The organism is Streptomyces sp. NPDC086023, assembly GCF_044540325.1.
Taxonomy (GTDB): domain Bacteria; phylum Actinomycetota; class Actinomycetes; order Streptomycetales; family Streptomycetaceae; genus Streptomyces.
This window is the reverse complement of the sequence record NZ_JBITRX010000031.1, coordinates 56,800-72,454: the sequence shown is the minus strand read 5'-3', so window position 1 is coordinate 72,454 and position 15,655 is coordinate 56,800. Positions and strand designations below refer to the sequence as shown.

The 15,655-nt window shown below is 73.7% G+C and carries 14 protein-coding genes; 8 read left to right on the top strand and 6 right to left on the bottom strand.

What is annotated here, in order from left to right; all coding sequences use genetic code 11:
- Positions 1 to 329: 329 nt before the first annotated feature.
- Positions 330 to 620: a barstar family protein gene (locus ACIF6F_RS35470; protein WP_399957179.1), complete on the top strand. Its 291-nt coding sequence runs from the start codon at positions 330 to 332 to the stop codon at positions 618 to 620.
- Positions 621 to 2,019: 1,399 nt separating this feature from the next.
- Complete coding sequence (locus ACIF6F_RS35465; protein WP_399957176.1) at positions 2,020 to 2,643, top strand: PadR family transcriptional regulator; 624 nt, start codon at positions 2,020 to 2,022, stop codon at positions 2,641 to 2,643.
- Between the two features lie 85 nt (positions 2,644 to 2,728).
- On the opposite strand, the gene ACIF6F_RS35460 is transcribed toward ACIF6F_RS35465, so the two are convergent.
- Complete coding sequence (locus ACIF6F_RS35460; protein ID WP_399957173.1) at positions 2,729 to 3,157, bottom strand: SRPBCC family protein; 429 nt, start codon at positions 3,155 to 3,157, stop codon at positions 2,729 to 2,731.
- A gap of 181 nt (positions 3,158 to 3,338) precedes the next feature.
- On the opposite strand from ACIF6F_RS35460, the gene ACIF6F_RS35455 reads away from it, so the two are divergent.
- Together ACIF6F_RS35455 and ACIF6F_RS35450 are read left to right on the top strand one after the other, a co-directional pair.
- Entirely contained in the window at positions 3,339 to 4,436 is a 1,098-nt protein-coding gene (locus ACIF6F_RS35455; RefSeq protein WP_399957170.1) for an EamA family transporter, read from the top strand.
- Between the two features lie 180 nt (positions 4,437 to 4,616).
- The gene (locus ACIF6F_RS35450; protein WP_399957167.1) at positions 4,617 to 5,651 is read left to right on the top strand and encodes a DMT family transporter; all 1,035 of its coding nucleotides are present in this window, start codon (positions 4,617 to 4,619) and stop codon (positions 5,649 to 5,651) included.
- Between the two features lie 159 nt (positions 5,652 to 5,810).
- Here the strand turns inward: ACIF6F_RS35450 and ACIF6F_RS35445 are convergent, their stop codons facing one another.
- Positions 5,811 to 6,470, bottom strand: a complete 660-nt coding sequence (locus tag ACIF6F_RS35445; protein ID WP_399957164.1) for a pyridoxamine 5'-phosphate oxidase family protein — start codon at positions 6,468 to 6,470, stop codon at positions 5,811 to 5,813.
- Between the two features lie 36 nt (positions 6,471 to 6,506).
- Here ACIF6F_RS35445 and ACIF6F_RS35440 point away from each other — a divergent pair, with 36 nt between their 5' ends.
- Both ACIF6F_RS35440 and ACIF6F_RS35435 read left to right on the top strand, forming a co-directional pair.
- On the top strand, positions 6,507 to 7,838 hold the full coding sequence (locus ACIF6F_RS35440; RefSeq protein ID WP_399957161.1) for an aminotransferase class I/II-fold pyridoxal phosphate-dependent enzyme: 1,332 nt from the start codon (positions 6,507 to 6,509) through the stop codon (positions 7,836 to 7,838).
- Between the two features lie 307 nt (positions 7,839 to 8,145).
- A complete protein-coding gene (locus ACIF6F_RS35435) occupies positions 8,146 to 10,557 on the top strand; it encodes a protein kinase (protein WP_399957158.1) in 2,412 nt (803 codons plus the stop codon).
- A gap of 33 nt (positions 10,558 to 10,590) precedes the next feature.
- On the opposite strand, the gene ACIF6F_RS35430 is transcribed toward ACIF6F_RS35435, so the two are convergent.
- Complete coding sequence (locus ACIF6F_RS35430) at positions 10,591 to 11,580, bottom strand: DMT family transporter (RefSeq protein WP_399957155.1); 990 nt, start codon at positions 11,578 to 11,580, stop codon at positions 10,591 to 10,593.
- Between the two features lie 74 nt (positions 11,581 to 11,654).
- Here ACIF6F_RS35430 and ACIF6F_RS35425 point away from each other — a divergent pair, with 74 nt between their 5' ends.
- Positions 11,655 to 12,563, top strand: a complete 909-nt coding sequence (locus ACIF6F_RS35425) for a LysR family transcriptional regulator (RefSeq protein ID WP_399957152.1) — start codon at positions 11,655 to 11,657, stop codon at positions 12,561 to 12,563.
- Between the two features lie 20 nt (positions 12,564 to 12,583).
- On the opposite strand, the gene ACIF6F_RS35420 is transcribed toward ACIF6F_RS35425, so the two are convergent.
- Positions 12,584 to 13,042, bottom strand: a complete 459-nt coding sequence (locus ACIF6F_RS35420) for a pyridoxamine 5'-phosphate oxidase family protein (RefSeq protein WP_399957147.1) — start codon at positions 13,040 to 13,042, stop codon at positions 12,584 to 12,586.
- Between the two features lie 89 nt (positions 13,043 to 13,131).
- Here ACIF6F_RS35420 and ACIF6F_RS35415 point away from each other — a divergent pair, with 89 nt between their 5' ends.
- Entirely contained in the window at positions 13,132 to 13,761 is a 630-nt protein-coding gene (locus ACIF6F_RS35415) for a cysteine hydrolase (RefSeq protein ID WP_399957144.1), read from the top strand.
- Between the two features lie 81 nt (positions 13,762 to 13,842).
- On the opposite strand, the gene ACIF6F_RS35410 is transcribed toward ACIF6F_RS35415, so the two are convergent.
- Together ACIF6F_RS35410 and ACIF6F_RS35405 are read right to left on the bottom strand one after the other, a co-directional pair.
- Positions 13,843 to 14,673: an ABC transporter ATP-binding protein gene (locus ACIF6F_RS35410; RefSeq protein WP_399957141.1), complete on the bottom strand. Its 831-nt coding sequence runs from the start codon at positions 14,671 to 14,673 to the stop codon at positions 13,843 to 13,845.
- Positions 14,670 to 15,653: an ABC transporter ATP-binding protein gene (locus tag ACIF6F_RS35405; protein WP_399957138.1), complete on the bottom strand. Its 984-nt coding sequence runs from the start codon at positions 15,651 to 15,653 to the stop codon at positions 14,670 to 14,672. The genes ACIF6F_RS35410 and ACIF6F_RS35405 overlap by 4 nt, the downstream gene beginning before the upstream one ends.
- Between the last annotated feature and the right edge of the window lie 2 nt (positions 15,654 to 15,655).

The window sequence follows — 15,655 nt, the reverse complement described above, 5'->3', positions numbered from 1 at the left end:
CAGGCCAGGCCCTTCAAGTGGACCAAGACCGCCGACCAGATCCTCGACCGCATCTGCCGCTACTGCGACAGGATCTCCAAACCAGGTCACTAGGTTCACTGAGACGGATGGCCAAACGACTGGGTTCGCCGAGTAAACGACGCGATTGAGTGAGAGCGGTCACGTCCAGACGTATGTCCCGGCTCACCGAAGTTTGACGAGTCTCAGTGAAGTTCGACCGGTGGCAGTTTGTCTCAGCGAAGTTTGACTGCCAGGGTTCGTGGCGCGACGCCTGCAAGGGCGTCGGGGGTTTCGTAGAGTCGGGCGGCTGGTCGAAGGGGTGGAGCACCGTGCGCGTCACGATCGACGGGGCACACATCGGAAGCCAGGCAGACCTGCACAAGGTTCTTGCAGGGCCTCTGGACTTTGGTCCCTACTACGGGCATAACCTGAACGCCCTGTGGGACCGCCTGAGCAGGGATGTCGAGCGCCCGGTCGAGATCGTCTGGGAGAACACCGAGGCCAGTCGTGGCCGCATGGGCGACGAAGCGTTTGAGGCGATCGCATCCGTACTGGTCCGAGCTGCCACGGAAGACGAGTCGAACGCGCCGAACAAGAGACTGACCGTGCGTTTCACCTGATGCGCAGTCCAGCGGAGGCCGATCGAACTTTCGTTGAGGCACCGTCAAACCTCGGTGAGACGGGACATCCGCCTGCGGAAAGCAGAGTGGTCCGTGACACCTCAGCCCCGGTACCGGGCCCGTTCCTATGAGGTCGCCGAATACCTCTCTCATGGCAGGCCCTGCTTGACTCCGTGGTTGGGAACCCGCCTCAAACCTGCTCGCCAGCGCCAGCGCCCGAACCCGGTCCCGGCGCTGGCGGGCGTCCCGCTGGTCACTTTTCCGAGGCTACGGCCCAATGACACCTTCGAAGGGTGGGCCCAGGAGCACTTGGGCCCACGAAGCGAAGGCGGAGCCGACCGGCCCTGTGCCGCCGCTCCCGTCCACGCAGAGCCACAGCGTGCACGCCCCCACGTCGTCCCGGACGAGCCTCAGCTCGCCGGGTTGGGCAAAGCCCGGGAGGTTCGGCTGCGGCGTCCCGTCCGCCCCCTTGCTGAACTCGGCACGTTGGGGCTTCAGGCGTAGCTGGCTCGAACCCTCTGACTCGAACTCGCCTCCGTAGCCGCCCGTCCCCTCGCCGTGAACGCCCGGGCCCTTCCCACCCTGCCCGTAAACGCCCGTACGCCCCGTCCCCCACACCCCCGGCGCGTTGCGATTCCCGTCCCCCCGAACACCGGCCGCTTCCCGTGATCCGCTGCCCGAGGTGATCCCCCAGACGCCCGGCGCATTGCGCCTGCCGTCTCCTCTGACGCCAGCCGCTCCTCGTGCTCCGCTGCCGTTGGTTGTCCCGAGAACGCCCCACCCGTGGTCGCCGTCCTTGCCGTAACTCTCGCCCTCCACCCCAGTGAAGGTACTCGTGCCCTTCACCCCTGGTCCCATGACGTCGGCCGAGCCTCGGACGCCTGGACCACCGCCGAAGTTCAGGCCATACACCGCCGCTTCGTCGTCGTCATGACCACTCTGGGTCTCCCCGTACACAGCGGTGCCCCCTTGGGTGTGTTTCCCGAACACAGCTGGTTCGTCGGGTACACCGGAGTTCCCTACCACCTGTCCCATAGATGTGCCTCTCCTCGCGCATATGCCGGATGCAACCAGTACGGCACCCGCACGCGACGACGGCAAACGGACGACCCCAGATGGTCCACCAGCCCAGCCAGTCCCGAGGTGATGGCACAACGAAGTCATCGCCGCCTACGACCGCTTGCCGGCGGTGCCCACCGTCGCCGCCCAGACTGAGGCGGACCTTGCCGAGCAGCAATACGTGCGGCCGTCGGCGACCAGTCGGCGGGGCTTCCTCGGGTGGCGTGGCGCGCAGCGAGGGTAACGGGGCAGGTGAGACGGGGGTTTGCCAGGCGATCGGTTCCGATATATCGTTGAGGCATCGCAATCGATCAGAGAAGGCAAACGAAAGGGGCGCGTCATGCGTTCACACGGATATGGGCACGAGCACGGATTCGAGCGGGGCCGCGGGCGGGGGCCCGGGTTCGGGCCTGGTGGTGGGCCCCGTGGCGGGCCGGGGTCGCGGGCGGCGTTCGGGGGGTTCGGGCCGCCGTTCGGCGGGCCCTTCGGCGGTGGCCGCGGGGGCCGGCACGGCATGCGGGGGAGGGCGCGGCGCGGCGACGTACGGGCCTCGATCCTGGCGCTGCTGGCGGACCGCCCGATGCACGGCTACGAGATGATCCAGGAGATCGGCGAGCGCAGCGGCGGGGCCTGGAAGCCCAGCCCGGGCTCGGTCTATCCGACCCTCCAGATGCTGGAGGACGAGGGCCTGATCAGCAGCGCGAGCGAGGGCGGCAAGAAGCTGTTCACGCTCACCGAGGCCGGACGGGCCGAGGCCGAGGCCGGGTCGGGCGCGCCCTGGGAAGAGGCGGGGCGCGGCGTGGACTGGGAGTCGATGAACGAGATCCGGCAGGCGGGCTTCGGCCTGATGGAGGCGTTCGGGCAGGTCTGGAAGACCGGCACGCCCGAGCAGCGGGAGAAGGCGGTCGCGGTCGTCAACGAGGCCCGCAAGAAGATGTACCTGATCCTGGCCGACGAGCACTGATGGGCCGGCCGGAGTACCGCGCGCACGAGCGCCCCACGGCAGCAGCCGTGGGGCGCTCGTGCGTGTGGGTGCCGGGGGGTGGGCGTCAGGCGACCAGGGTGCTCAGTCTGCGCAGGGACTCCGTCAGCGCGGCCGTCGCCGAGTCCTTCAGCTTGCCCGCCATGAGCGAGACCGCGGCGCCGGTGAACTCGCCGTCGATCCGCACAGTGGTCGCGTCGCCGTCCGGGATCAGGGTGTAGCGGGTCCCGACGACCACGCCCATCGGGCCCTTGCCCTTGATGGCGAGGACGCGCTCGTCCTCCAGGGCCTCGACCGTCCAGAGCACCTCGGCCGGGAAGCCCATCATCTTCATGTTCTCCTCGAAGGTGGATCCCACCGCGAGGTTCTCGGGGCCGCCCTTGGGGAAGTTCGTGTGGGTCTGGCTCCACTGGCCGTACGCGTCCCAGTCGAGCAGCTGGGACCAGACCTTGGCGGCGGGCGCCTCGATGCGCGATTCCGCGGTGACTTCGGCCATGCGACCACCCCTTTGTCGTCGGTTCGTGCGGCGGAAGGTAGCCTCGGCGGGCGGAACATTCAATACTGACGACCTGTCAGAAACAGCGGGAACGACGAGTCGCGTCACGGAGAGGTCGCGACGGCATCTCAACAGGCGTCACGGTGGTGACGCTCCTGACGGAGGCTGTCATGATGGCCGGATGCAAGCGTCTGGGAGAAACGCCGGACTGGGCCTGGCCCTGGTTTCGGCGCTCGCGTTCGGTGGTTCCGGTGTAGCGGCGAAGCCGCTGATCGAGGCGGGTCTGGACCCGCTCCACATGGTCTGGCTCAGGGTGGCAGGGGCGGCACTGGTGCTGTCCCCGCTGGCCTGGCGCCACCGTGACCTCGTGCTGCGCAAACCCGCCCTGCTGGCGGGCTTCGGGCTGCTCGCCGTCGCGGGCGTCCAGGCCTTCTACTTCGCCTCCATCTCCCGGATCCCGGTCGGCGTCGCGCTGCTGCTGGAGTATCTCGGCCCGGCGCTGCTGCTCGGCTACATCCGCTTCGTGCAGCGCAAGCCGGTGAGCCGTGCGGCCGCCGGCGGTGCCGCCATCGCCGTCGCGGGCCTGGCCTTCGTGGTCGAGATCTGGGCCGGCCTGAGCCTGGACCCGCTCGGCGTGCTGCTCGGCCTCGCCGCGGCCTGCTGCCAGGCCTGCTACTTCATCCTGGCCGACCAGGGCTCCGCCGGCGAGGACGCGCCCGACCCGCTCGGCGTGATCGCGTACGGGATGATCGTCGGCGCGCTGGTGCTGACGGTCATCGCACGGCCCTGGAACATCGACTGGCAGGTGCTGGGCGGCCAGGCGTCGATGGACGGCACAGCCGTCCCGGCCTGGCTGCTGCTGGCCTGGGTGGTGCTGGTCGCCACCTGCTTCGCGTACGTCACCGGTGTGGTGTCGGTGCGCAGGCTCTCCCCGCAGGTCGCCGGTGTGGTGGCCTTCCTGGAGGCGGTCACCGCCGTCGTGTTCGCCTGGATCCTGCTGGGCGAGCAGCTGTCCACGCCGCAGGTGGTCGGCGGTGCGCTGGTGCTGTGCGGTGCCTTCATCGCGCAGACGGCGCGGTCGGCCGGGGCGCCCGCGGAGCCGGTGGCCCAGGGCGGTCCCGTGGTCGTGGTGTCGGAGCCGGGCCCGCTGCCGGACGCCGGGCCGGCCGGGGGCAGCCTGGACGGCGGTGACCTGGACGGCGGTGACCTGGGCGGCGGTGACCTGGACCGCGGTGACCTGGGCGGACGCGTGCTGGACCCGGGCGCCAAGGCCACCTAGGGTGGCGACCGTGTATTCGACCGTGCTTTCTCCGCCGGCCGCCTAGCGCGGGCGGCCTGGTCAGGCCGAGAGATCGGGTTTTCCGCCCGGGGGCGTCCCCGGGGCGGTTGACGCTGCCCGCGCGACGGACTCGCGACGCCAATCCTCGTCCCTGTCCCGCCGTTCAGCGGAGAAGCGCACATGTCGAACCTGCAGGATTTCCCTGCCCTGTCCACGTCCCCGGCGTCCGTCGCTGAGGCCCCGGCCGGCTCCGGCTCCGGGGCTGTCCCGGCCGGGCGGAGTCTGCTCGCCCTCGTCGTCGCCGGTGCCGCCTGGGGCACCGCCGGTGCGGCGGCCTCCCTGCTCTTCCTGGCCAGCGACCTCGGTCCGCTGGCCCTCACCTTCTGGCGCTGTGCCGGCGGGTTGGTGCTGCTGCTCGGGGTGCTGGCCGTACGGCCCCGCCGGTCCGCCGCGCCCGGTCCGGGAGCGCGCCGGATGGTGGTCACGGGTGCGCTGTTCACCCTCTTCCAGGCCGCCTACTTCGCCGCCGTCCAGGGCACCGGCCTGGCCGTCGGCACCGTGGTCACCCTCGGCGCCGGTCCGGTGCTGATCGCGCTCGGGGCGCGGTGGTGGACGGGCGAGCGACTGGGCCTCGGCGGTGCCCTCGCCGTGGCCGGTGCCCTCGCCGGGCTGATCGTGCTGGTGCTGGGCAGCGGCGGCGGCACGGTGCGGCCGGCCGGGGTGGCCTGGGCGCTGGTCTCGGGCGCGGCGTACGCGGGGATGACCCTCCAGACCCGCAGACTCGGCCGGTCGGGCCTGGCCGGCGACCCGCTGGTCACGACCGCCTGGTCGCTCGCCGTCGGCACCGTCGGACTGCTGCCGCTCGCCCTCGCCGAAGGGCTGCTGCCGCACACCGAGGCGCCGGGCCGGGTGCTGTGGCTGCTGGTGTACGTGGCTGCCGTGCCGACGGCACTGGCGTACGCGCTCTACTTCACCGGGGCCGCGCGGGTGCCCGCGGCCACCGTGTCGGTGATCATGCTGATCGAGCCGGTGAGCGCGGCCGCCATCGCGGTGCTCGGGCTCGGGGAGCGGCTGACCGGCGCCACCGTGGCGGGGACTCTGCTGCTGCTCGCCGCCGTCGGGGCGCTGACCGCGGGCGAGGCTCGGCGGCCGGCGCGGGGTGCCGGGGCGGCGGGGGCCGGGCCGGTCCAGGGGTCGGACGCGGTGCGCTCGTAGCGCGGTCCGGGCTGCCGGACCGCCCTCCCGGGTGCGGTCCGGTCCGGCGGCCCGGGCAATCGCGGAGACGCGCCGCCCACCCCCGTGCGGCGGCGCGTCGTCCGGATCCGGCCCGGCCCGGTTTCGCGTACCGGTTCCGCGTACCGGATCCGCGATCCGTCAGGCGCCGGCCAGGTACGGCGGCAGCGCGACCGCCGGGTCCAGGTCGTCCGAGGGGACCGGGGTGCCGTAGGCGGGGGCGACCGGGACGACGCCGGCCCAGTACGGGAGCGCCATGTCCTCGGCGTCGTCGTTCGGGCCGCCGGTACGGATCTTCGCCGACACCTCGCCCAGCTCCAGCCGCAGCACCGCCGTGGCCGCCAGCTCCTTGGCGTTGGCCGGGCGGGAGTCGGCCGAGCGGCCCGGCACCACGTGGTCCACCAGCGCGTCCAGCGCCATCCGGCGCTCCGCCTCGTCCGTGACCTGGTGGGCGGTGCCGTGCACCACGACCGAGCGGTAGTTGATGGAGTGGTGGAAGGCCGAGCGGGCCAGCACCAGGCCGTCGACGTGGGTCACGGTCAGGCAGACCGGCAGGCCGGGGTCGGCGGCACCGGCCATCCGCACCGGGCGGGAGCCGGTGGAGCCGTGCACGTAGAGCGTCTCGTCCAGCCGGGCGTAGAGGGTCGGGAGGACGACCGGCGCGCCGTCGCGGACGAAGCCGAGGTGGCACACGTAGGCCTGGTCGAGTATCGAGTGCACCGTCTCGCGGTCGTACGCGGCGCGCTTCGCGGAACGCGTGGGAACGGTGCGCTCGGTGGGGGCGTAGGCGGCGTTGCGCATTTGCGGGATCCTTTGTGCTAGTGCATACTCGGCTTTGTGCTAGGAGAGTACACAATCACAGGTCGGGGCGCATCGGATATCGCCGCCAGCGTCGAGCACGGGGTCTCCACCGGTGAGCTGGCGCCCGGTGAACTGCTGCCGCCCATGCGCGAACTGGCGGCCCGGCTCGGCGTGAACCCCAACACGGTGGCCGCCGCGTACCGGACGCTGCGCGAGCGCGGGGTCATCGAGACCGACGGCCGCCGGGGCAGCCGGGTGCGCGCCAGGCCCGCCACCACGCCCCGGGAGTCGATGAGGGTGGAGGCGCCGCCCGGTACGCGCAACATCGGCGACGGCAACCCCGACGCCGCCCTGCTGCCCCGGCTCGCGGAGGCGCTGGCGGCCGCCGCGCGGCGCCACGACGAACGCCCCGGCCTTTACGGCGAGGAGGGCGTGCTGCCGGAGCTGGTGGAGCGGGCCCGGGCGGCTTTCGAGGACGACGGGGTGCCCGCGGGTCCGGTGGCGGTGACCTCCGGTTCGCTCGACGCGGTCGAGCGGGTGCTGGCCGCGCACCTGAAGCCGGGTGACGCGGTCGCGATCGAGGACCCGGGCTGGGGGAGTCTGCTGGACCTGGTGCCGGCGATGGGCCTGCGGGTGCTGCCGGTCGAGGTGGACGACGACGGTCCCGTGCCGGCCGGGGTGGCCGCCGCGCTGGAGCGCGGGGCGCGGGCCCTGATCGTCACGGACCGGGCGCAGAACCCCACCGGCGCGGTCATCGGTGCCGCGCGCTCGGCCGAGCTGCGGGAGCTGCTGTCCCGGCACCCGCACGTGCTGGTGATCGACGACGACCACGGGCAGGCGATCGTGGACGAGCCGGTGCACCCGCTGGCCGGAGCCACCCGCTCCTGGGCGATGGTGCGCTCGACCGCCAAGGCGTACGGGCCCGACCTGCGGCTCGCGGTGCTCACCGGCGACCCGCAGACCCTGGACCGGGTGGTCGGACGCCACCGGCTCGGGCCCGGCTGGGTGAGCCGGCTGCTCCAGTACGCGGTGGTCGACCTGTGGCGGAGGGGTGCGGTGGATCCCGTGGCGGTGGCCCGGTCGTACGCGGAGCGGCGCGACGCGCTGGTGGTGGCGCTGGCCCGGCGCGGGGTGAAGGCGCACGGGCGGAGCGGGCTCAACGTGTGGGTGCCCGTACCCGACGAGACCGCCGCGGTCGCGCGGCTGCTGGGGGCCGGCTGGGCGGTCGCGCCGGGCGCGCGGTTCCGGCTGGCCTCGCCCCCGGGCGTACGCCTCACCGTCTCCACCCTCACGCCGCACGACGTCGAGCCGCTGGCGGACGCGGTGGCCGAGGCCGTCCGCCCCTCACGGGGGGTGCGGTACGACTAGGGGGTGCTGCGAAAGTTCCCGCACGGCGCCCACGGCGCCCGGCACGCACTCCCGCCGCACCGGCCAAAGCCCCGAGTACGCCCGGTACGAGGGTCTTCGTCCGGCACGCCGAGAGCACGCACCGGACACCGCGGGCACCACAACAGGACCTTCGCACCACCCCCTGGTTCGCCGCCGAGGCAGGCAGGACTCGCCGGGTCCGGTCGGCCGGCTCGTGACGACGCGCCGCGAACGGGCCCACGCCCCAGTCGATTTGCGGCCGCGTCTTGGACCGAGAACTCGCTGACGTCGGGGCAGGGCCGCCGGTATGGTGATCGGCCGACGAGGGCGGGGGGCCACGGTGACGGACGCGGACGCCGGCGGGCGCGGTGACGGGGCACGAGGGGACGGGCCCGGGCCCGGAGCCGCGATCGGGCCCTACGTGGTCGACCATGTGCTGGGTTCGGGTGGCATGGGCCGGGTGTTCTCGGCCGTGTCTCCCACCGGGCGCCGGGTGGCGGTGAAGGTGATCCGTGAGGAGTACGCGGCCGATGCCCGGTTCCGGGCCCGCTTCGCCCGCGAGGTGGAGGCCGCCCGACGGGTCAGCGGGGCCTACACGGCCTCGGTGATCGACGCGGCCACCGAAGGACCCCTGCTCTGGATGGCCACCCTCTTCGTGCCGGGGCCTTCGCTGGCGGACCGGGTGCGCACGGAGGGGCCGCTGCCCGAGGGCGAAGTCCGGGTGCTGGCGTACGAGCTGGCCGAGGCGCTGAGGGACATTCACCGGGTCGGCCTGGTCCACCGAGATCTCAAGCCCGGCAACATCCTGCTCTCCTCCGACGGGCCGCGCGTGATCGACTTCGGCATCGCGCGCGCGGAGGGCGCCGACCGGCTCACCCACACCGATGCCTGGCTGGGTACTCCGGCCTTCATGGCACCCGAGCAGTTCCGCGCGGGAAAGCAGCAGCGGATCGGCCCGGCCGCCGATGTCTTCGCGTTGGGCGGGGTGCTGACCTACGCACTGACAGGGGAAGGCCCGTTCCCGGGCGAGAGTCCGTACGCCGTCGCATGGCACGTGGTGCACGAGGAGCCCGTGCCGGTGGGACCGGGGCCGCTGCGCGGGCTGATCGGCCGCTGCCTGGCGAAGGACCCCGCAGCCCGGCCCACCCCGACGGAGCTCCTGGACCTCCTCCGGGAGGCCGGGATCCGGCCGGTCACCTCGCCCCCTGGGCCGGAGCCGGGGCAGGACCACAGGGCCGGCGTCGGGGCGGCGGCTACCCATCCGAGCGCCACGGAGCTCGGAGACCTGGCGGAAACCACGGCGGACTCCGAAGGCGGCAGGGAAGGCGGTGCGCGGACGGTGGACCGTACCGCCCCCGGTGCGGACACGGACGCCTCGCTGCCCACGGGGACGGCAGCGGGCTCCGGCGGCGACAGGGGAGTCGCCGTCACCGCTACGCCGTCCCCTCCGGACGTGCCCGAGGAGCCCGGGGCCGGTGCCGGCCGCCGCCCGGGACGACGGGCGGCCTGGATCTCCGGATCCCTGGCGGCATGTCTGGCCCTGGTGGCGGCCACCTGGCAGCTGTGGCCCGAGGGCGACCGGGCGGACGGGAAGGAGGCCGGCAAGGGCGGCCCTTCGGGCGCCGCCCGGCCGGCGGTGGTCGCAGCGAGCTGGCAGACGAACGCTCCCCTCGGCGGCTACTGCGCGAGCACCGACACGGTGGTGGTCTGCAGTTCCGACAAGGAGGCCGCCACCGGATACGACGCCCGGACCGGACGGCGGCTGTGGGGCAGCCCCCGCTCGCGCGACCACAGCATGCTGCTGGCCGTCTCGGCCGAGCGGGCCCTGGCGATCGTTTCGGAGGGGAGCAGCCAGATCGGGCCCGGCGAGTGGAACCGGCAGGTGCTGCGGGCCGTCGATCTGGCCACCGGCGCGAAGCGGTGGGAGGTCAAGACGATCGAGGGCTTGTCCGCGGCGGTGATCGGCACCGAGGTGGTGGTGGGCGGCATGTTCGGGGTGACCGGCAGGGACGTGGCGACCGGGGTCGAGAAGTGGGGTCGCACCTCGCCCGTTTCGGACTTCTCCCTCCCCGCCGTGCGGGCCGGCGCGCTGATGAACCTGCGGGCCGGCGGCGTGGCCGCAAGGCCGCGAGCGGTCCTGGAGCGCCTCGACCCCTCGACCGGGGAGGTCCGCTGGCGCCGGGAACTGCCCGCCGCCGAGGCGGAGTGGGCCTGGCAGTCCGGGAAGGACTCCGCCGGGGTCCTCGTCCGCTCCGACGACACGCTCCGCGCCAAGGAGTTCCTGAGGTTCGACGCCTCGGGCACGCAGACCGCCCGCCATGCGATCCGTACCGGGCTGAACGGTCACAAGCCCGACCAGGTGGTGTTCGGCCCCGGCTGGAAGGCCGTGCGAGACCTGGCCGCGGGGCGGCTGCGTGCCAGCGCCCTCGCCGACGACAAGCCCACGTGGGACCTGCCGCTGCCGGCGGAGGCCGCCGACCCGGTGGTCGACGGCAAGGGGCTGGTCTACATCCGGGGCAAGGGCGGTGAAGTGATCTGCCTGGACGGTGCAGATGGACGGGAGCGGTGGCGGACCGCGCCGACCGGGTCCGTGAACTCCACCGGCACGCAGACCCCTCCGGACCTGACGGTCCGGGCCGACGGCGTGGTCTTCGCCCAGACCGCGCCGGGGATTCTGGTCGCCTTCAAGCCCCCCGGCCACCAGGGGACGGCGCCGTGAGCCGACGGCCCGGTTGTCCTTCGGGGGCGGATCTCAGCGGGACGGGCGGGGGCGGCTCTGGGTGAGGAACGCGCCGGTCAGGACGATCGCCGCGCCCACCGGGGTGTTCCAGGCGAGGTGCTCGCCCAGGGCGAGGACGCCGGCCGCGGTGGCGATCACCGGGATGAAGTACGTGACCATCTGCGCGGTGGTCGGGCCGACCTCGGCCACCAGCCCGTACTGCGTCTGGAGCGCGAATCCGGTGCCCAGCGCCCCGAGCGCGACCACCGACAGCGTGGGCCAGAGCGGGATCCCCGACGGCGCCGACGTGAAGAACGGCAGCAGCGCCCCGAGCTGCACCGTCGCCAGCAGCAGCTGGGCGCCGGTCATCGCGAGCGGCGAGCCCTCGCGGCCGGCCAGGGTGCGGCGTACGTAGATCCAGCCCACCGGATAGCTCAGGCTGGCCAGCAGGGCCATGGCGGTGCCCTTCGCGTCCAGCCCCGAGAAGCCCTGCCACGCGCCGAGCACCGTCAGGACTCCGAGGAAGCCGATGACCAGACCGGCGAACCGGCGCCGGGTCGGGCGGTCCTCGGAGAGCGCGACCAGCGACAGGACCATGCCCCACAGCGGCGAGGTGGCGTTGCAGATGCCGGCCAGGCTGGACGGGATGGTCAGCTCGGCGTAGGCGAAGAGCGTGAACGGCAGCGCGTTGAGCAGCAGGGCCGCGACCGCCAGGTGGCCCCAGGTGCGCAGACCGCGGGGCAGCCGCTCCCGGCGCAGCGCGAGCGCGGCGCCCAGCACGGCCGTACCGAAGAGGACCCGGCCGAAGGCCACCTGGAGCGGTGCGTACGCCTCCGTGCCCACCTTGATCAGCAGGAAGCTGAAGCCCCAGATGACCGAGAGCACGGCGAAGCGGACGCGCCAGTCGGTCAGGCGCCGCCGGCGCGGTGCGGCGGGGGCGCCGACGGACGCGGGGGAGGGGCTGGACGACGAGGTGGCGACGGGGGGTGAGGTGAGGGGGCGGGGGGCTGCGGGTGCGCTCATGACGCTCACTCTGGCCCGCTCAACTTCTTAGGACAAGCGAGATTTCTTGGACCTCAAAGCGTAGGATCGCTTACATGTTGAACCTGGAGCGCCTGCGTACCCTCGACGCCCTCGCCCGGCACGGCTCGGTCAGCGGTGCGGCGGGCGGACTGCACGTCACGACCTCGGCGGTGTCCCAGCAGATGGCCAAGCTGGAGCGCGAGGTCGGCCAGCCGCTGCTGGTCAAGAACGGCCGCGGGGTCCGGCTCACGGACGCCGGCCGGCTGCTCGCCGACCATGCGGCCCGGATCATCTCCCAGGTCGAGCTGGCCCAGGCCGACGTCGAGGCGCAGCGCGGCTGCGCGGTCGGCGAGCTGCGGGTGGGCGCCTTCCCGACCGCCCTGCGCGGGCTGTTCCCCGACGCGCTGTGCGCGCTGCGGGCCGAGCACCCCGAGCTGCGGGTGCTGACCAGGGAGCTGGAGCCCGAGGAGAGCATGGCCGCGGTGGTCCGCGGCGACCTCGACCTCGCCGTCGCGATCGACTGGTACAACAAGCGGATGCCCGTGCCCGGCGAGCTGGTGCGGGCGGACCTGCTCGACGACGCGGCCGACGTGGCGGTGCCCGCGACCCACCCGCTCGCGGACCGGCCGGCGGTCGACCTCGCGGACTTCGCGGACGACGACTGGATCTCCTGGAACGAGGGCCAGTTCTGCTATGAGTGGCTGGTCTTCACCCTGCGCGGCGAGGGCATCGAGCCCCGGATCCGGCACATCGCCGAGGAGCACCAGACGCAGCTGGCCTTCGTGGCCGCCGGGCTCGGCGTGTGCGTGACGCCCCGCCTCGGGCGGGGCCCGGTCCCCGCCGGCGTACGGCTGCTGCCCGTGCGGGAGGCCGTACGCCGGCACATCTACGTGGTGTGGCGGGCGGACGCCGACCGGCGCCCCTCGATCCGGGCGGCGGTGGACGCGCTCCGCGCCTCCGGGGTGCGGCACGCCACGGCCTGAGCGCGGTCGGCGGCCGGCCGTCAGATCTTGCTGAAGTCCCAGGTCACGATGGACTCGGGGACGAGCTTCAGCCAGGCGTGCCGGCCGTCGTGCGGCATCGACTCCAGGCCGAAGTTCTTCGCCGCGAACAGCCGCTCGGGCGCCTCCAGTTCCGGGTTCGGCTCGCCCGTGCGCGGGGCCTCGCCCACGAACTCCACGCTGCCGGACAGCTCCGCGCCGCGCAGCTCCCCGTACTCCTCGCCCGCGTCGACCAGCACCGACACCCGCGGGTCCTTGCGCAGGTCGGCCCAACGGCGGCTGCGCGTGATCGAGTACAGCCAGAGCGCGGTGCCGTCCCAGGCGAACCAGAGCGCGCCGACGTGCGGCCGTCCGTCCGCCGACACCGTCGCCACCCGGCACGTGCGCTGCCCGGCCAGGAACGAGTCGAGTTCCCCGTCCGTCATCATGATCCGTCGGCCGCGCCGCTGTGTGGCGTCCATCTGCACTCCACCCCTTCACATCTGACTGTGTGTCAGGAAGCATGGGGCCTCTTCCCGCGCCGCGCAACGCACGCACCCCAGGGAGTGCCATGACAGCGAACGACAGCCTCGCCGGCCGGCTCGACCCCGCCACCACCGTGCTGCTCACCGTGGAGTGCCAGCGGGGCGTCGTGGGCGAGGAGAGCGCGCTGCCCGAACTCGCCGGTGCGGCCCGCTCCTCCGGAGCCCTGGACCGGATAGCCGCCCTGGTCGACGCCGCGCACGCGGCCGGGGTGCAGGTGGTGCACGCCGTGGCCGAGCGGCGCCCCGACGGGCGGGGCGCCAACACCAACGCCCGGCTCTTCCGGGCCGCCGGCAGGCTGCCCGTCCAGCAGCTCACCGGCACCCGGGCCGTCGAGGTCGCCGACCCGATCACGGTAGCCGCGGAGGACCTGGTGGTCCGGCGGCTGCACGGGCTCTCGCCCATGACGGGCACCGACCTCGACCCCCTCCTGCGCAACCTGGGCTGCCGCACCCTCGTGGTCACCGGGGTCTCCGCCAACGTGGCGATCCCCAACACCGTGTTCGACGCGGTGAACCTCGGCTACACGGTCGTCGTCCCCTCCGACGCGATCGCGGGCGTGCCGGCCGACTACACCCCTCAGGTGCTGCGCAACTCGCTGGCCCTGGTCGCGACGATCGCGACCACCGAGGAGGTCCTGGGCTGCTGGAAGGCGTAGCGACCCGTCAGCCCGGACGGCCGCCGGCCCTGCCCGTCGGCCCGGTGCCCGTGCGTCCGGTGCCCGTCGGCCCGGCGCCCGTCAGCCCAGTGCCCGCCTGACCGGGGCGGCTGCCGCCGGGTCCCAGCCGCGCCGCGGCACCGAGTCGAGCAGCAGCCGGGTGTACGGGTGCTCCGGCGCGTCCAGCACCCGGCCCGTCGGCCCGGACTCCACGACCCGCCCCGACTTCAGGACCAGCACCTCGTCCGCGATGTGCCGCACCACGGCGAGGTCGTGGGTGACGAAGAGGTAGCCCACCCCCGCCTCCCGCCGGATGGTGGCCAGCAGGTCGAGGATCTGCGCCTGGATGGACACGTCCAGCGCCGCCACCGCCTCGTCGAGGACCAGCACCCGCGGCTCGACCGCCAGGGCGCGGGCGATGGCCACCCGCTGCCGCTGTCCGCCCGACAGCCGGCGCGGCAGTGCCGTGGCCTCCCGCTCACCGAGGCCGACCTGGCCCAGGAGTTCCGTCACCCGGGCCCGGCGGGCGGCGGCGTCGAGCGTCGTGTGCAGGCGCAGCACCTCGTCGACGCAGCCGGCCACCGGCACCCGCGGGTCCAGCGACAGGTACGGGTCCTGGAAGACCATCTGGATCTCCCGGGCCCGGGCCAGCCGCCCTGCACGGCCGCGCGGGCGGGCCGAGCGGTCCCGGCCGTCCAGCGAGACCGCGCCCGCGTCCGGGTGTTCGAGGCCGACCAGCATCCGTACCGTCGTGGTCTTGCCGCTGCCGGACTCGCCGACCAGGGCCAGCGAGCCCCCGGGCGGCAGGGTGAACGACACGTCGTCCACCGCGGTGTGGTCCCCGTACCGCTTGCACAGCCCCTGGACCACCAGCCCCCGGGGGGCCGCCGTCGCCGTCGGTGGAGTGGTCACAGCGTGATCCCTTCGTCGGCGCGGTGGCACGCGGCGTACCCGCCGCCGTGCCGGGCGAGTACGGGCGTCTCCGCCGTGCAGCGCGGCAGCGCGTGGGCGCAGCGCGCGGCGAAGGCGCATCCGGGCGGTTCCTCCGCCAGCGAGACGGGGCGGCCGGGGATGGGCCTCGGGGCGGCGGCGCCGGCCTCGATGCGCGGGGTGCAGGCGAGCAGCCCGGCCGTGTAAGGGTGCCGCGGCCGGTCGAACAGCTCGTCCGTGCCGCGCGTCTCGACGATCCGGCCCGCGTACATCACGTACACCCGGTCGCAGATGGCCGAGGCGAGCTCCAGGTCGTGCGTGACGAACAGCAGCCCGGTGCCGCGCTCGGCCCTCAGCCGGGTGAGGATCGAGATGATCTCCGCCTGCGTGGTGACGTCGAGGGCCGTGGTCGGTTCGTCGGCGACGATCAGGTCCGGCTCGCCCGCAAGGGCGGCGGCGATGACCACGCGCTGGAGCATGCCGCCGGAGAACTGGTGCGGGTGGCGGCGCAGTGCGCCCCGCGGGTCGCGGATGCCGACCGCGTCGAGGAGTTCCTCGGCCCGGGCGGTGGCGCGGGCTGCCGGCACCCCGGCCGCGCGCAGTCCCTCGGTGAGGAAGTCGCCCACCCGCCGCAGCGGGTTGACGCAGGCCCGCGGGTCCTGGAAGACCATCGAGACCCGGCGGGTGCGCAGGGCGGCCAGCTCGGCGCGGTTCATCGTCAGGACGTCCCGGCCGCCGACCCGGACCGCGCCGCTCGCCGACGCGCCGGCGGGCAGCAGGCCGAGGACGCTGCGGCAGGCCACGGACTTGCCCGAGCCGGACTCGCCGACCAGGCCCACGGTCTCCCCGGGGCCCACGTGCAGGCTGACGCCGTCCAGGATGGGGCGGGCCGCCCTGGCGTCGGGCAGCCTGATGCCCAGCCCGTCGATCTCCAGTACCGGTGCCGGCATCGGGTCGTTCATGG

What these genes read in the sequence shown, in the direction of transcription:
- ACIF6F_RS35430 (WP_399957155.1), bottom strand. Translation starts at nt 11,580, where the DNA reads ATGAGCGCACCCGCAGCCCCCCGCCCCCTCACCTCACCCCCCGTCGCC.
- ACIF6F_RS35425 (WP_399957152.1), top strand. Translation starts at nt 11,655, where the DNA reads ATGTTGAACCTGGAGCGCCTGCGTACCCTCGACGCCCTCGCCCGGCAC.
- ACIF6F_RS35465 (WP_399957176.1), top strand. Translation starts at nt 2,020, where the DNA reads ATGCGTTCACACGGATATGGGCACGAGCACGGATTCGAGCGGGGCCGC.
- ACIF6F_RS35450 (WP_399957167.1), top strand. Translation starts at nt 4,617, where the DNA reads ATGTCGAACCTGCAGGATTTCCCTGCCCTGTCCACGTCCCCGGCGTCC.
- ACIF6F_RS35445 (WP_399957164.1), bottom strand. Translation starts at nt 6,470, where the DNA reads ATGCGCAACGCCGCCTACGCCCCCACCGAGCGCACCGTTCCCACGCGT.
- ACIF6F_RS35435 (WP_399957158.1), top strand. Translation starts at nt 8,146, where the DNA reads ATGGTGATCGGCCGACGAGGGCGGGGGGCCACGGTGACGGACGCGGAC.
- ACIF6F_RS35420 (WP_399957147.1), bottom strand. Translation starts at nt 13,042, where the DNA reads ATGGACGCCACACAGCGGCGCGGCCGACGGATCATGATGACGGACGGG.
- ACIF6F_RS35460 (WP_399957173.1), bottom strand. Translation starts at nt 3,157, where the DNA reads ATGGCCGAAGTCACCGCGGAATCGCGCATCGAGGCGCCCGCCGCCAAG.
- ACIF6F_RS35455 (WP_399957170.1), top strand. Translation starts at nt 3,339, where the DNA reads ATGCAAGCGTCTGGGAGAAACGCCGGACTGGGCCTGGCCCTGGTTTCG.
- ACIF6F_RS35405 (WP_399957138.1), bottom strand. Translation starts at nt 15,653, where the DNA reads ATGAACGACCCGATGCCGGCACCGGTACTGGAGATCGACGGGCTGGGC.
- ACIF6F_RS35415 (WP_399957144.1), top strand. Translation starts at nt 13,132, where the DNA reads ATGACAGCGAACGACAGCCTCGCCGGCCGGCTCGACCCCGCCACCACC.